This is a genomic window from Stenotrophomonas sp. (assembly GCF_050737075.1).
In the GTDB taxonomy this organism is placed as follows: domain Bacteria; phylum Pseudomonadota; class Gammaproteobacteria; order Xanthomonadales; family Xanthomonadaceae; genus Stenotrophomonas.
Genome location: NZ_JBOHXV010000049.1, coordinates 20,980 through 35,714 on the forward strand (window position 1 = coordinate 20,980; position 14,735 = coordinate 35,714).

Consider the following 14,735-nt stretch of genomic DNA (forward strand, 5'->3'; position numbering starts at 1 on the left):
CTTCTCCGCGCCCTGCCACGCGCCTAAGATGGCCCTGCCCCGCCGTGCCGGGCGCTCCGGATACCGGCCATGAACGTTCGCCTTGGCAGCACCTCGATCAGCCTCTCCCGCTACCTCGTCCTGTGGACGGCGGTCGTGCTCGTCTTCGCCATCCAGCGTTCGCTCAGCGATGGGCTGCATGGCCCGAGCTGGCCGTTCATCGATCACCTGCGCTGGGCGATGATCCAGTGGTACACCTGGGCCGCGCTGGCGCCGCTGGTATTCCGGCTCGCCGAGCGGCATCCGATGAACCCCTCCCGGCGCTTTCGCGGACTCGGGGCCCAGGTGCTGGCCAGCCTCGCCGTCACCTCCGCGGCGATGGTCATTGGCGCGCTGGCCTCCACCCTGTTCGAGCCCAGCGGGTTCTTCGAACAGCTGTGGTACTTCATCGCCCAGCACTTCGCCACCGGCATGCTCACCTACTGGGCCCTGTTCGCGATCCAGCAGGCACTGCACTTCCATGCCGAGAAGGCGCGCCGCGAGGTGGAAGCGAGCCGCCTGGCCACCGAACTGGCACAGTCACGGCTGCTCGCACTGAAATCGCAGCTGCAGCCGCATTTCCTGTTCAACACGTTGCACGCCATCATTACCCTGCTCGACGAGGACACCCTGTCGGCCGAGCAGATGCTGCTGCGCCTGAGCGAGCTGCTGCGCGCGTTCCTGGAGGATTACGACGGCCAGGAGATTCCGCTGCGCCAGGAACTGGACCTGATCGAGCTGTATCTCGGCATCCAGCGCGTGCGCTTCAAGGACCGCCTCACCACCCGCACCTATATCGCCTCCGACACCCTGGACTGCGCGGTGCCCAGCCTGTTGCTGCAGCCGTTGGTGGAAAACGCGGTGCGCCACGGCATCGGCCAGCGCGTGGGCAGCGACGTGATCGAGATCGAGACCCGGCGCGAGGGCGACGTACTGTGCATCGAAGTACGCAACCGCAACAGCACGCTGGCACCGGAGTCCGCTGCGCCGGACGGGCACGGCATCGGCATGTCCAATACCCGCCTGCGCCTGAAGGAGCTGTATGGCGACAACGCCGACGTGCGGCTCGACATGATCTGGCCCGAGGGCGTGGTCTGCCGCGTGCGCCTGCCGTTCCGCGCGCTCGAATCCGACGATGAATCGCCCGAGTTCGGCGCGGTGGTGACACCGGCATGAGCATCGGCGTGCTGGTGGTGGACGACGAGCCGATCGCGCGGCGCGCGATCGTGCGCCTGCTCGCCGAGGACCCCGAGCTTGAACTGCTCGGCGAATGCGGCGATGGCGTGTCGGCGGTTGCCGCGATCCGCGCGCAGTCGCCGGACCTGGTCTTCCTCGACATCCAGATGCCGGCGATCACCGGCCTGGACGTGGTGGCCACCATCGGCGCCGAGCGCATGCCGGCCACCGTGTTCGTGACCGCCTACGAGCAATATGCGGTGAAGGCCTTCGAGGCCAATGCCGTGGACTACCTGGTGAAGCCCTTCAGCCGCGAACGCTTCGCCGCCACGCTGCAGCGTGCCAAGCAGCGGCTGTCGAGCGCGGGCGGTACCAGCGCGCAGGCCTCGGCGCAGCTCCTGCAGGCGCTGGAGGCGCTGCGCCAGCGCGATGAGGTTCTGCAGCGCATTCCGGTACGCGTGGACGAGCACGTGGTCCTCATCGACGTGGACGACATCGTGTGGATCAAGGCCGCCCGCAACACGGTGGAGATCCACCTCGCCGGTGGCATGCATGAACACCGCGGCACCATGGCCGCCCTCGCCGCCCGGCTCGATCCGCGCCACTTCGCCCGGGTGCACCGGTCGGCCATCGTCAACATCCGCCGGGTCAAGGCGATCCACCCGTGGTTCAACGGCCACCACGTGGTCACGCTGGATACCGGCCAGCAGTTGCGTATGAGCCGCTACCAGAACGAGGCGTTCCTCAAGCTGGTGTCCACGCGCACCACGCCGTAGCGCCGGGCTCTGCCCGGCTGCCTATCTTCGGTGGGTCTGCAGCCACGCATGAATCACGTCCCGTCGTAGCGTAGGGTTCCGCGCGCATGGCGATGCGTTCATCGAACCGGCGCCCGTCGGTCATGGGGCGCGGCGTGGCTCTACCGTGTTGTGGTGCGCTCGTCGGCGCGCAGGGTCAGCACCTCCACCCCATCGGCGGTGACCAGCACGGTGTGCTCGCTCTGCGCCGAGAGCTTGCCGTCGCGGGTGGTGACGGTCCAGCCGTCCTCGCTCATGTCGATCGCCGCGCGGCCCTGGTTGATCATCGGTTCGATGGTGAAGGTCATCCCTTCTTCCAGCACCTCCCCGGCGCCGCGCTTGCCGTAGTGCAGCACCTGCGGTTCTTCGTGCATCTCGCGGCCAATGCCATGCCCGCAGAACTCGCGGACCACGCTGTAGCCATGCGCCTTGGCATGCTGCTGGATGGCAAAGCCGATATCGCCCAGCGTTGCACCCGGCCGCACCACCGCGATGCCTTTCCACATCGCGTCGCGGGTCACCCGCACCAGGCGTTTGGCCTGGAAGTCGACCTCGCCGATCAGGTACATCTTGCTGGAATCGGCGATGTAGCCGTTCTTCTCCAGGGTGATGTCCAGGTTCACGATGCTGCCGGCGCGCAGTATTTCGTCAGCGGAAGGAACCCCGTGGCAGACCACGTTGTCCACGGAACTGTTGAGCACGTAGGCGAAGCCGTACTGCCCCTTGCTGGCCGGTCGCGCGTGCAGCTCATCGACGATGAAGCGCTCCACCCAGTCGTTCACCTGCAGCGTGCTCATGCCCTCCAGCGGCAGGCGGTCCAGTGCCTCGAACACCGAGGCGAGCAATCGTCCGGACGCCCGCATCAGCGCCTGCTCTTCAACGGTCTTGATCACGCCACCGCCACCCGCAGCGCGCCCGGATCCACCCCGGCCGCCCGCAGTTCGCGGTTCACGATCTCCTGGTAGCTCATGCCGGGATTCATCTCGCACAGCATGCCGACCTTGATCCAGAAACCGGCCTTCGCATTGATCGAGCGCCCGGAAACGCCGCTGGCGCGGCGCAGGTTGTCGTGCAGTTCGTCGTCGATATTGACGATGCCCATGGCAAAGCCCTGAATACGGAATATACATATCATATACGATTCGTATATTCCCAACCAACCCCGCTCAGGTCCAGGCCGGGTCCGCCGTGAAGTCGATGGTCAGCCAGAACTCGCTGCCACGCGCGTCGAGTCGTTCGGCGATCTCGTCGCGCAGCGCGTCCACATTGCCGATGGTGCCGATCACGGTATCCGGATGGGTCAGGATATGGATCTCGACAAAGCGCATGCGCCCCATCTTGGCTACGTGGCTGGTGAAGTCCAGGTAGCCATGCTCGGCCACGAACTGCTTCATCACCGTCTGCACGCGCGCGTCCAGGCTGTCGGGCGCCACCTGCAGCACTTCGCGCATCGCCTTCCAGGCGCCCCGCAGCGGCACCGGCAGCACCGCGATGCTGATCAGCGCCAGCACCAGCGGATCCAGATAGGGAATCCAGTGTTCGTGCTCGCCGCCGCGCAGCATCAGTGCGATCACGAAGGCCAGCACCACCGCCAGGCTCATCATCCCGCTCAGCAGCCAGGCGCGTACGTCCAGCCACAACAGCGCCGACTGCAGCCGGATCGCGCGGGTGCGTACGAACGCGGCCATGCCCAGGTTGCTCACGCACAGCAGGCTGGCCCACATCAACGCCGGTCCGGCCTGGACCGCGTGGCCGCCGGTGGTGAGCCCGATGATGGAATTAGCCACCGCGTAGATGCAGGCCAGCGCCAGGATCGCTCCCCCGAGCGCCTCCACCATCGGCTCCAGATGCCAGTAGCCGTACTGGAACCGCGAACTGCCCTCGCGCCCCAGCAGCCGCAGCACGGCCAGGGCCACCAGCGTCAAGGCGACGTCGACCAGGCTGTACACCCCGTCGAACAGGATCGCCTGCGACCCCACCAGCAGGCCACCGGTGAAGCCGGTGGCGCTGACCGCCACCGTTACCCCGATCGAGAATTTCAGGACCCGCTGTTCGCGTGTTGTCTCCATCACCTGCCGAAGACCCCGGTCATGACTCAGGTCTTCAGCACCTCCACCTTGTAGCTCGGCACGTCGCCGTCACGGTCGATGATAAGCCCGTGCACGTCCGACTCGAAGCCCGGGAAGCGTGCGTTCTGCTCGCGGGCGATGCGCAGCGACTGGATGATCGGCTCGTCGGCCGCGCCAAAACGCTCGCCGGGCATGATGGTCGGAATGCCGGGCGGGTACGGCACCAGCATGGTGCCGGCAATGCGTCCGCTGACCGCCTCGATGTCGACCCGTTCGATCTGCCCTCGAACGAGATGATCGTAGGCCTCGGCCGGGGTCATCACCGGTTCGGGCAGGTCCACGTACATCGCGCGCATCACCTGGGCCACTGCAAACTCGCGGTTGAACCCGTGCAACGCGCTGCACAGGTCGCGCAGTCCCCAGCCCGCGTAGGCGACCGGGTAGTCGGCGGCCAACGTTGGCAACGCGCGGGTCAGCGGTGCATTGCTGTCGAACAGCTCCTTGAAGGCCATCAGTTCGGTGACCAGCGTGCTCCACTTGCCCTTGGTGATGCCCATCGAGAACAGGAACAGCACCGAGTACAGGTTGGTCTTCTCCACCGTGATCCCGCGCGTCCACAGGAACTTGCTGAGCACGGCCGCGGGAATTCCCAGCTCACCGAGATCCCCATCGATGGACAGCCCCGGCGTGAGCAGGGTCACCTTGATCGGATCGATCAGCACGTAGTCCTCGACCAGGCCGTCGAAGCCATGCCAGTGCGCATCCGGCTGCAGATACCACTCCGCCCGCTTGGCCACCATCGGCGCGGGCGCATCGCCCTTGGCCAGCGAGCGCTCCAGTTTGTCCGGCTGCCATACGCTGAACCACCAGTCGTCGCGGCCCAGGTCCTCGCGCACGTGCAGCATGGCGCGGCGGAACGCGATCGCCTCGTCGTGCATCTCCTGCACCAGCGACTCGCCGGCCGCGCCTTCCATCATCTTCGAGGCCACGTCGCAGGCCGCGATCACGCCGTAGTGCGGGCTGGTGGTGGTGTGCATCATGAACGCCTCGTTGAAGCGCTCGGCATCCAGCGTGCGCGTGGCCGCGTTGCGCACATGGATCATCGAGGCCTGCGAGAACGCGGCCAGCAGCTTGTGGGTGGAATGGGTGGTGAAGATGATCGCGTCCTGGCCACGCGGCTTACCCTTGGCCATGCCGTAGTGGTTCTCATAGAACGGATGGAACGCGGCATACGCGTACCACGCCTCATCGAAGTGCAGGAAGTCCACCGCGCTGCCGATTTCATCGGCGATCTTCTCGGCGTTGTAGCACAGCCCGTCATAGGTGGAGTTGGTCACCACCGCGATGCGCGGCTTGGAGCCGGCGCGGAACGCCCTGCTCGCCAGCGGATTGGCGGCGATGGCCTGCTGCAGGGCCTCGGGCGTGAACTGGTCCAGGCTGATCGGCCCGATGATGCCGTGCGCGTTGCGGCTGGGGGTGAAGTACACCGGCACGCCGCCGGTCATGATCAGCGAATGCAGCAGCGACTTGTGGCAGTTGCGGTCGACGAACACCACGTCGCCACGGCCCACCGTGCCATGCCAGACGATCTTGTTGGCGGTGGAGGTGCCGTTGGTGACGAAGAAGGTGTGGTCGGCGCCGAAGTTGCGCGCCGCTTCGTCCTCGGCTTCCTTGATGGGCCCGCTGTGGTCGAGCAGCGAGCCCAGCTCCGGCACCGAGATGGAAAGATCGCTGCGCAGCGTGTTCTCGCCATAGAACTGATGGAAGGCGCGTCCCACCGGCGACTTGGTGAAGGCCACCCCGCCGGCGTGGCCCGGCGTGTGCCACGAATAGTTGGATTCGGCGGTGTGGTGGATCAGCGCCTTGAAGAACGGCGGCAGCAGTTGCCGCATGTAGTCCTCGGCCGCGCGCATCACCTGGCGGGAGATGAAGCTCTTGGTGTCCTCGAACAGGAAGATGTAGCCGTGGATGTACTTGAGCAGCTTGCTGGGCACCTTTTCGATGGTGCGGCGCTCGCCGTACAGGAACACCGGCAGGCCAGCGCGGCGCGCGCTCTGTTCGCGCAGGAAGCCCAGCAGACGCTGGAACTCACCGGGCTCGTCCTCGGTGCCATCGATGGAGATCAGCACCGCCGAGGCCGCCACATAGGTGCGGGCGCCGGCCTGCGCGTCGGCCAGGGTGAGCCCGCACAGCACGCGCTGCTCGCTGGCGCGCAGCTCCTCGACCAGCGCACGGATCAGGATGCCGCCGATGCGCGGCGATTCGTAGTCGGCATCGATGACGATGACCGGGTAATCCAGAGACTTGAAGTACACAGCATTTCTCCTGGGGGAAGGTCACGAAAGCGTCGTGCTGCCGGCGGTGCCCAGCGGCGGCAGCTGGCCACGCTGGCGGCGGCGCTCCTCGCTGAAGAACGGGTAGAACACGGTGATGAACAGCACGAACAGGAAGGCGTACTGCACGATGCTGCCGGAGGAGCCGAAGATGGCCCACAGGCAATACACGACGGTGATGCTGGTCAGGAACCAGAAGGCGCCGGTATGCACCAGGGTGTGCGAACGCTCGACCACGAAGTAGCAGGCCACGCAGGAATAGATGTACGGCAGCAGGGTCAGCACCACCGCCGCCGAGGTGATCACGTCGAACTGCGCCGAGGCGGTTTCCGAGGTGGAGGTCACCAGCACCGCCAGGGTCATCAGCACCGCCACGATCAGCACGCCCTTCACCGGCACGTCGTCCTTGTTGGTCTTGCTGAAGATGCCCGGGAACAAGCCGTCGTCGGACGCGGCCTTGGCGCTCTGCGCGGTCAGCAGGATCCAGCCACCCAGCGAACCGGCGGCGCCGACGAACGCGCACAGGCTGACCAGCGCCCCGCCCCAGCCGCCGACCGCATTGGCCGCCGCCAACGCGAACGGTGCGTCGGACACCTGCAGGTCACCATTTGGCACCATGCCCATGATTACCGACGAGCTGGCGATGTAGGCCACGGCCGCCAGGAACACGCCGGCCAGGGTGGCGCGCGCCACGTTCTTCTCCGGGTTCTCGACCACGCCGGCGGTGACCGATGCCGATTCCACACCGATGAAGGCCCACAGCGTCAGCGCGGCCGCGCTGGAGATCGCACCGAAGTTGGATTCGCCTGACACGTTGTAGGCGCCCTTGAAGATGGTCGGGTCGAAGAAGAACCAGCCGAAGATGGCGATGCCCAGGATCGGCACCAGCGCGAAGCTGGTGGTCACCGTCTGTACCCGGCTGACGAACGCCGGGCCGATCACGTTGGCGAAGCTCAGCGCCCACACCAGTGCCAGCACCGCGATGCAGCGTGGCAACGGCTGGGACAGGATGGGGAAGAAGTAGCTGAAGTAGCCCACCGCCGCGATCGGGATGGCCACGTTGCCGATCCAGTTGGCGAACCAGTAGATGGTGTTGGTCTGGAAGCCCATGTACGGCCCGAACCAGTCGCGCGCGTAGGCATAGGGACCGCCGGCCTTGGGCGCCAGCTTGCCCAGTTTGGCGAACACGAACGCCAGCAGCAGCGCGCCGGCGGTGGTCACCAGCCAGCCCCAGATGGAGGCGGTGCCGATCTTGGCCAGGCTGGAGGGCAACAGGAACACGCCCGAGCCCATCATGTTGCCGGCCACCAGGAAGGTGGCGCCAACCACCCCGATTTTCTTCGCTTGCGCCATGACGGTCTCTCCGCTACTTGATGAAGTTGTATTGCAGGCTGCCCTGCAGTCGCATCGTGTCGCCGCGTTGCCCATCCTGTTGTTCAAGCTGCCCGTACAGCAGTTCCATGCCCATCGTCCATGACGGTGCCGGGCTCCAGATCAGGTTGAAGACGCCGTAGCGGCTCTGCCGGAACGCGTCCGCCGCCAGCGCGGCGTTGCGCGCCATCGTCAGCTGGCCGTAGATCAGGTTCGACCGCCACAGCGGCGACCAGTAGTGGGTGTAGCCAACGAAGCCGCCCTGCAGTGAGAGCGCGTGCAGGCGACCGTCCAGCCCGATCACTGCGTCCAGCCCGGAGCCGGTCAGGTCGGCGGTATAGCGGCTGAGGCCCTTGCCGCCCAGCAGGCCGAACAGCACCAGGTCCTGTTCGCCCACCGTGGCCGAGCCACTGAGCTGCGCGCCGCCACCGAAGCGCCGGTCGTCGCGCTGGTCGCCGTCGTAGCCGAGGCTGCGTGCCACGCCGCCGAGTTGCAGGTGACCCCACTCGCGCTCCATGCGCGCGGTGACGGTCACGTCGGGCAGCCGGTTCGCCGACACCGTGTCGTCGGTGGTGCCGGCCAGTTGTGCGTCGGGATCTTCCGCCGCCACGGTCAGCGTGTTGCCCTTGCCCATCGCGAAGCTGTGGTGGATACCGGCGACCAGCAGGTAGCCGGCCCCGCCGGGCCCGGCAAAGTCGAGCGTATCGGGCAGGCTGTCGGCATCCATGAAGGTCGCGTAGCCGTAGCCGGCGTACGTGTTGCCGAGCTGGCCGTAGGCATGCCGCAACCGGAACTGGTAGCCGTCGCTGCTGCCGAAGAAGTCGTTCTCCAGGTAGAAGCGCAGGTTGCCGCGCGTGGTCGGGCGCCGCGCTTCGAAGCTGAAGCGGGTCTGCTTGGCGTGCAGGTTGAAGTTGGACACATCGCGGTGGCTGCTGCCCACCGGGATGGACGAGGTCACGAACTGGTCTTCGTCGCCCGCGGCACGCGCATCGGTGATCGCATCAAGCTTGGCGTAGCCGCCGATGCGGATCAGCGTGTCGGTATTGGGGATCGCGAGGAAGCCCTTCAATTCCGGGTCGGTAGGCCCTGCCGCACTGTCGGGGCGCGAAGCCGCCGACGAGGGGTCGGCCACCGAGTCGCGGGGTGGCAGGATCGCGTGACCGGTGCCGGGCACCTGGGTGCCGACGGCCTGGGTCAGTGTCGCGGCGGGTGCAATGGCGGTAGGCGCGACGGCGGCCAGCGCCGGGCGTGGCGCAGGCGTCTTGCCCTCGGCCGTTTCCAGCGCATCGAGGCGCTGCTCCATCGCTTCCAGGGTCTGGCGCAGGGTACGGATGTCCTGCCGCAAGGCATCGGCGGAATCCTGCGCGTGTACGGGTGCGGCGAACATCGCCATCGCACCGATCAGCAGCACTACAGAGCAACGCATGACGTCCTCCCTGAACCGCAGACGATTCTGCCGTTCAGGGTCGACACGCTTGCGCGTGGGCCTTTCCGGCAACCCGGTACTGCATCGCAGGAGAACAACGACCGCAGCGAATCCGGCGATCCTTTCCTATCGCCGTACTACCGTCGGCAGCTCACCCGCGTGGGATTCCCTCCTCATCCCGGGCGGCGCGCTGGACAACCGCGTGCCAGCGCCCTGAGTAGCAAGCGCGAGGTGAGTGTTCCGTGAAGTTGACGCGAAAATGCAACACCCTGGCAGTAACGCCGTGGTGAACGTGATTCAGATCACGTAACGCACTGATGAGATCACGCGACACCCTGACCGGCGCGCCGCGTGTTGCGCAGCGTCGATCAACGCGGGCCCATCACCTTTTCCATGTCCTCGCCCTGCGGCATGCCGGACACGCGCTGCACGACGCCGTGGGCGTCACGGAATAGGATGCCGGGCGTGCCCTGGAAGCCCAGTTCCACCATCAGCACCTGGTTGGCGTCGAGCTTGTTGGCCAAGGCCGGCGTGATCGTGGCGGCCGGCTTGATCCCGCCCTTGCTGAAGTCATGCTCGTTCTGCAGGAACACCGCGCTCGGGTTGGGCGCACCGAGGATCGCGGCTGCCTTGGCCGGGCTGTCCTCGCGGATCACGCCAACCATCACGTGGCGAAGCTGGACCTTGCCGCTGTCCACCCATGGGCGTGCGGCCTCCCAGAAGCGGTGGCAGTACGGGCAGTTGGCGTCGCTGAAGGTGTACACCACGCGCGGCGCGTCCGAACGCCCGTCACGCACCCACGCGCTGCCGTCCAGGCGCGACCAGATCCGGTCGGACATCGGCTTGGCCACCAGCTTGTCCAGCGGCCCTGCGCCGACATCCTCGCCCTTCTCGTTGAAGAGCGTGCCCACCATCACATTCTTGCCGTCGGAGGTGACGTACGCCGCCGCCGGCTGCTGCCCGCCGACCACGCCGGCAAAGCCGCGCAGGCCGCCGGGCGCATCGAACTCGCCGATCACCTCGAACCCCTGCTTCTCAATGCCCTGCAACACTGCCGGCCGCGTGGCTGCGCCGGCAGATGCCGCACTTTTCGGCGCCGCCGGCGTCTGCGCCTGGCTGCACGCTGCCACGGCCATCAACAGCGATGCAGCCAACACGGAGCCCAACACGGGCGAAGTCTTCAGCAACATGGCAACTCCTAGGGTTCGAGAACAACAATCGAACCACAGGGTAGTCGATACGGCGCCTGGTGCAGCGCTCAGGCCGCCGAGCGCAACGGTTCGGACGCCTGCCGCGTGGGCGGCATACGCGAACGCTCGCGACGCTGGGCGAAGATCTGGCGGCGGTAGCGCGCCGGGGTGACGCCGACGATGCGCAGGAACAGGCGACGGAACGCGCTCTGGTCGGAGTAGCCCACCGTCCACGACACTTCGTCGACAGCGCCACCGGCCTGCAGCAGTAACTGCGCCTTGGCAATGCGCAGCCGCTGGCAGTACGCGATCGGGCGCAAGCCCGTGGCCTTCAGGAAGCGCCGCTGCAGCGTGCGCGGCTCCAGCCCGGATGCCTCGCAGATGTCCTGCAGGGTGACGCCCCGGGCCGCGATGCGGTGCAGCCAGCGCTGCGCCTTCAAAACGCCGCGGTCGCCATGGGCGAAGTTGGGGCTGAAGCGCTCCAGGTCTTCCTGCACGCCGCGCGGAATGACCAGCTGCAGCTGCTGGATCGCCGCGCTCATCACGTTCTGCCCGTAGATCCGCGCCAGCAGGCGCAGGCTCAGGTATTTCCACGCGTCCGGGCCGGACGCGGTCATCAGGTCGCCGTCGTCCACCAGCGCACGCTCGCTGGGCTGCCAGCTGGGAACCACCGAGGCCAGCGACGGGGACCGCGACAGGTCCGGCACGCTCACCGAACGCCCGCTCAGCACCCCTGCCGAGGCCAGCAGCAGGCCACCCTCCTCGCAGCCGGCCAGCAGGCTGCCGGCATCGTGGCTGTCGCGGATCCAGTTCAGCATGCGCTCGTCGGGCTGCATCAGCGGCCAGCTGGGTTCATTGCCGGGAACCACGATCACCGCGGGCGGGGTGTCGCCGAACAGTTCGGCCCCCGCCACGCGCTGCATGCCATGGCCCCGCGTGGACAACGTCCAGCGGGTCACCAGCATGCGCGCACCGGTCCGTTTGCCGGCGGCGGCGGTACGGTTGCAGCGCTGGGCAAGCTCGGAAAGCACCGGCGCGGCGGCACGAAGGCTGCCCGGGTACTCCAGCACGGCAACTTCCATCAGGGTCGGGGACGACTTGAGGGCGGACAACGAAGGGGGGGAAGAGGCATCCATGACAACGCTCCTGGAACGGCTGCTGAGACCGGCAAACCCTGCGAGGTCAAGGCTTGGCGGCAATTCCAATGGAGCGTACGGAGCGCCTTTCGTGGCAGCTATGAAACTAGTTGTAATTTTGGCCCGGTAACGACATAACGCCGGAAAACGTCAAAACCCTTGACTCTTGACCAGACTCCAGGGTTCACACTGGCCACCTGCACCCCGCGAGACCGCCATGAACATCGGACAACTCGCACGCCAGGCCGGCGTGCCCATCGACACCGTGCGCTACTACGAGCGCCAGCACCTGCTGCCCACCGCCCAGCGCAGTGCCGGCGGCTACCGGGTCTTCAGCGACAGCGACCTGACCCGCCTGCAGTTCATCCGCCGCGCCAAGGCCCTGGGCTTCAGCCTGGACGAAATCGGCGAGCTGCTGGACCTCAGCGACCAGCGCGGCCAGGACATGGCACAGGTGCGCGACAGCGCGGTGCACAAGCTGCGCGACATCGAGCAGCGCATCGACGAACTGCAGCGCATGCATGCCGCGCTGAAACAGCTGGTCGACGCCTGCCCCGGCCATGGCGGGCTGGAGCAGTGCCCGATCCTGGCCGCACTGACGGAGCCGCGCCAATGAACAGCTCCCCCGCGCACGGCCACGCACCGCGTGGCGGCAGCTACTGCGGCAGTCACGGCGCGAACGATGCGGCAACGGTGAAGGACCTGGTGTGCGGCATGGACGTCAATCCGGCCACCACGGCGCATCACGCCCGTCACGACGATACGGACTACCACTTCTGCAGCGACGGTTGCCGGCGGAAATTCATCGCCGACCCGCAGCGCTATCTGCACCCGGCCGCGCACGTGGCCGAGCCCGTGCCGGCCGGCACCCGCTACACCTGCCCGATGGACCCGGAGATCGTGCAGGACCGTCCGGGCACCTGCCCGATTTGCGGCATGGCGCTGGAACCGATGATGCCGAGCCTGGACGACGGCGAAAACCCGGAGCTCACCGACTTCCGCCGTCGCTTCTGGTGGAGCCTGCCACTCAGCGTGGCCACCATGGCGCTGGCGATGCTGGCCATGACCCCGCTGCTGCACTGGCTGGCGCCGGACGTGCGGGTCTGGATCGAACTGGCGCTGGCCACCCCGGTGGTGCTGTGGGCCGGCTGGCCGTTCCTGCAGCGCTGGGGCCAGTCGATCCGCAACCGCAGCCCCAACATGTGGACCCTGATCGGCACCGGCGTGCTGGCCGCCTACGGCTACAGTGTGGTGGCCACCGTCGCGCCGTCGCTGTTCCCGCCCTCGTTCCAGCAGCACGGCCATGTCGGGGTGTACTTCGAAGCGGCGGCGGTGATCATCTCGCTGACCCTGCTTGGCCAGCTGATGGAGCTGCGTGCCCGCGCGCAGACCTCGGCGGCGATCAAGGCGTTGCTGGGCCTGGCGCCCAAGACGGCGCGTGTGCTGCGCGACGATGGCCTGGAGGAAGACGTGGCGATCACCGCGCTGCACCCCGGCGACCGCCTGCGCGTGCGTCCCGGCGAGAAGGTGCCGGTGGACGGCAGCGTGCTGGAAGGCCGCTCCAGCGTGGACGAATCGATGCTGACCGGCGAACCGGTGCCTGTGGTCAAGACCGTGGGCGATGCGGTCATCGGCGCCACGCTCAACGGCACCGGCAGCCTGGTGATCCGCGCCGAGCGGCTGGGTGACGACAGCATGCTGTCGCAGATCGTGCAGCTGGTGGCGCAGGCGCAGCGCTCGCGCGCCCCGATGCAGCGCATGGCCGACAAGGTCGCCTACTGGTTCGTGCTGGCCGTGCTCGGCATCGCCGTGCTGACCTTCTTCGCTTGGGGCCTGTTCGGTCCGGCGCCCTCGTGGACGCATGGCGTGCTCAGTGCGGTGGCGGTGTTGATCATCGCCTGTCCCTGCGCCCTGGGGCTGGCGACGCCGATGACGATCATGGTCGCTACCGGCCGCGCGGCGCAGCATGGCGTGCTGTTCCGCGATGCCGAAGCCATCGAGTCACTGCGGGGTATCGACACGCTGGTGGTGGACAAGACCGGCACCCTCACCGAAGGCCGCCCGGCATTCCGCGACGTGCAGGCCGTGGCACCGTTCACCCCGGACGATGTGCTGCATTGGGCCGCGAGCCTGGACCAGGGCAGCGAGCACCCGCTGGCGGCGGCCATCGTGACCGAAGCACGGCGGCGCGGCCGGCCGCTGGCAGCGGTGACCAAATTCGATTCGCTCACCGGCGTGGGCGTGCGCGGCACCGTGGCGGGCAAGGCGTTGCTGCTCGGCAACGCTGCGCTGATGCACGATCACGGCATCGCGCTCGACGCACTGCAGGCAGATTCGGAAACGCTGCGGCATGCCGCAGCCAGCGTGATGTATCTCGCGGTGGACGGTGCGTTGGCCGGCCTGCTCGCCGTCGCCGATCCGATCAAGGCATCCACCGCCGAGGCGATCGCGCAACTGCAGCGCGACGGGCTGCGCATCGTCATGGCGACGGGCGACGGCGAGGCCACCGCAGCGGCGGTGGCGCGCGAACTCCATCTGGACGAAGTGCACGGCGAGATGCGCCCGGCCGACAAGGCCGCGCTGATCCGTACGTTGCAGTCGCAGGGGCGCAAGGTGGCGATGGCCGGCGACGGCATCAACGACGCCCCTGCCCTGGCCAGTGCCGACGTCGGCATCGCGATGGGCAACGGCACCGATGTGGCCATGTCCAGCGCCCAGGTGACGCTGGTCAAGGGCGACCTGCGCGGCATTCTGCGTGCGCGCCAGCTGTCCACCGCCAGCGTGCGCAACATGCGCCAGAACCTGGGGTTTGCCTTCCTCTACAACGGGCTCGGCATACCTGTCGCTGCCGGCGTGCTGTATCCGTTCGGCATCGCGTTGTCGCCGATGCTGGCGGCGGTGGCGATGAGCCTCAGCTCGGTATCGGTGATCAGCAACGCACTGCGTCTGCGTCACCAGCGCCTGGCCGATGCATGACGTTTGTGCGCGGCACGCAGTTCAAGCAATGGATGAAGAAATTGTTGCAATTTTCTCTTGCCAATCGAAAACACCGTCGCTATGATTTCGCTCCTCACGACGTGGGGCCATAGCTCAGCTGGGAGAGCGCCTGCATGGCATGCAGGAGGTCGGCGGTTCGATCCCGCCTGGCTCCACCACTCCAATCATTAGGCCGATTGGAAGGTAGTGAACACAATTCAAGCTTTAAGTGCGTCCCCATCGTCT

Annotated in this window: 12 protein-coding genes and 1 tRNA gene; 5 read left to right on the forward strand and 8 right to left on the reverse strand. The window is 67.1% G+C overall.

What is annotated here, in order from left to right; genetic code table 11:
- Window positions 1–69 precede the first annotated feature (69 nt).
- Both ACREPD_RS12885 and ACREPD_RS12890 read left to right on the forward strand, forming a co-directional pair.
- Window positions 70–1,194 (forward strand): sensor histidine kinase, encoded by a 1,125-nt coding sequence (locus ACREPD_RS12885; protein ID WP_431599708.1) that lies wholly within the window; start codon window positions 70–72, stop codon window positions 1,192–1,194.
- On the forward strand, window positions 1,191–1,970 hold the full coding sequence (locus tag ACREPD_RS12890) for a LytR/AlgR family response regulator transcription factor (RefSeq protein ID WP_431599709.1): 780 nt from the start codon (window positions 1,191–1,193) through the stop codon (window positions 1,968–1,970). Before ACREPD_RS12885 ends, ACREPD_RS12890 begins: the two co-directional genes overlap by 4 nt.
- 140 nt (window positions 1,971–2,110) lie before the next feature.
- On the opposite strand, the gene map is transcribed toward ACREPD_RS12890, so the two are convergent.
- From map to ACREPD_RS12930, 8 genes are all read right to left on the reverse strand, one after another.
- Window positions 2,111–2,881, reverse strand: a complete 771-nt coding sequence (gene map, locus ACREPD_RS12895; RefSeq protein WP_431599710.1) for a type I methionyl aminopeptidase — start codon at window positions 2,879–2,881, stop codon at window positions 2,111–2,113.
- Window positions 2,878–3,090, reverse strand: coding sequence for a ParD-like family protein (locus ACREPD_RS12900; protein WP_431599711.1), 213 nt, complete (start codon window positions 3,088–3,090; stop codon window positions 2,878–2,880). The genes map and ACREPD_RS12900 overlap by 4 nt, the downstream gene beginning before the upstream one ends.
- Window positions 3,091–3,154: 64 nt before the next feature.
- Complete coding sequence (locus ACREPD_RS12905; RefSeq protein WP_431599712.1) at window positions 3,155–4,057, reverse strand: cation diffusion facilitator family transporter; 903 nt, start codon at window positions 4,055–4,057, stop codon at window positions 3,155–3,157.
- Window positions 4,058–4,083: 26 nt separating this feature from the next.
- The gene (locus ACREPD_RS12910; RefSeq protein ID WP_431599713.1) at window positions 4,084–6,372 is read right to left on the reverse strand and encodes an Orn/Lys/Arg decarboxylase N-terminal domain-containing protein; all 2,289 of its coding nucleotides are present in this window, start codon (window positions 6,370–6,372) and stop codon (window positions 4,084–4,086) included.
- A 21-nt stretch (window positions 6,373–6,393) separates the two neighbouring features.
- Window positions 6,394–7,743 (reverse strand): arginine/agmatine antiporter, encoded by a 1,350-nt coding sequence (gene adiC / locus ACREPD_RS12915; protein ID WP_431599714.1) that lies wholly within the window; start codon window positions 7,741–7,743, stop codon window positions 6,394–6,396.
- A gap of 13 nt (window positions 7,744–7,756) precedes the next feature.
- Complete coding sequence (locus ACREPD_RS12920; RefSeq protein WP_431599715.1) at window positions 7,757–9,187, reverse strand: DcaP family trimeric outer membrane transporter; 1,431 nt, start codon at window positions 9,185–9,187, stop codon at window positions 7,757–7,759.
- Between the two features lie 368 nt (window positions 9,188–9,555).
- Entirely contained in the window at window positions 9,556–10,377 is an 822-nt protein-coding gene (gene dsbG, locus ACREPD_RS12925; protein ID WP_431599716.1) for a thiol:disulfide interchange protein DsbG, read from the reverse strand.
- 68 nt (window positions 10,378–10,445) lie between these two features.
- A complete protein-coding gene (locus ACREPD_RS12930; protein WP_431599717.1) occupies window positions 10,446–11,513 on the reverse strand; it encodes a GlxA family transcriptional regulator in 1,068 nt (355 codons plus the stop codon).
- Window positions 11,514–11,730: 217 nt separating this feature from the next.
- On the opposite strand from ACREPD_RS12930, the gene ACREPD_RS12935 reads away from it, so the two are divergent.
- The 3 genes from ACREPD_RS12935 to ACREPD_RS12945 all read left to right on the forward strand — a co-directional run bounded on the left by ACREPD_RS12935 (window position 11,731) and on the right by ACREPD_RS12945 (window position 14,668).
- Window positions 11,731–12,129 (forward strand): heavy metal-responsive transcriptional regulator, encoded by a 399-nt coding sequence (locus ACREPD_RS12935; protein WP_431599718.1) that lies wholly within the window; start codon window positions 11,731–11,733, stop codon window positions 12,127–12,129.
- Window positions 12,126–14,489 carry a heavy metal translocating P-type ATPase gene (locus ACREPD_RS12940; protein WP_431599719.1) on the forward strand — a complete coding sequence of 788 codons (2,364 nt, stop codon included), beginning with the start codon at window positions 12,126–12,128 and terminating at the stop codon, window positions 14,487–14,489. Before ACREPD_RS12935 ends, ACREPD_RS12940 begins: the two co-directional genes overlap by 4 nt.
- 103 nt (window positions 14,490–14,592) lie before the next feature.
- A tRNA-Ala gene (locus ACREPD_RS12945) sits at window positions 14,593–14,668 on the forward strand.
- Window positions 14,669–14,735: the final 67 nt, after the last annotated feature.

Coding starts and splice junctions, on each gene's coding strand:
- ACREPD_RS12885 (WP_431599708.1), top strand. CDS start 70: ATGAACGTTCGCCTTGGCAGCACCTCGATCAGCCTCTCCCGCTACCTC.
- ACREPD_RS12890 (WP_431599709.1), top strand. CDS start 1,191: ATGAGCATCGGCGTGCTGGTGGTGGACGACGAGCCGATCGCGCGGCGC.
- ACREPD_RS12900 (WP_431599711.1), bottom strand. CDS start 3,090: ATGGGCATCGTCAATATCGACGACGAACTGCACGACAACCTGCGCCGC.
- ACREPD_RS12905 (WP_431599712.1), bottom strand. CDS start 4,057: ATGGAGACAACACGCGAACAGCGGGTCCTGAAATTCTCGATCGGGGTA.
- adiC (WP_431599714.1), bottom strand. CDS start 7,743: ATGGCGCAAGCGAAGAAAATCGGGGTGGTTGGCGCCACCTTCCTGGTG.
- ACREPD_RS12920 (WP_431599715.1), bottom strand. CDS start 9,187: ATGCGTTGCTCTGTAGTGCTGCTGATCGGTGCGATGGCGATGTTCGCC.
- dsbG (WP_431599716.1), bottom strand. CDS start 10,377: ATGTTGCTGAAGACTTCGCCCGTGTTGGGCTCCGTGTTGGCTGCATCG.
- ACREPD_RS12930 (WP_431599717.1), bottom strand. CDS start 11,513: ATGGATGCCTCTTCCCCCCCTTCGTTGTCCGCCCTCAAGTCGTCCCCG.
- ACREPD_RS12935 (WP_431599718.1), top strand. CDS start 11,731: ATGAACATCGGACAACTCGCACGCCAGGCCGGCGTGCCCATCGACACC.
- ACREPD_RS12940 (WP_431599719.1), top strand. CDS start 12,126: ATGAACAGCTCCCCCGCGCACGGCCACGCACCGCGTGGCGGCAGCTAC.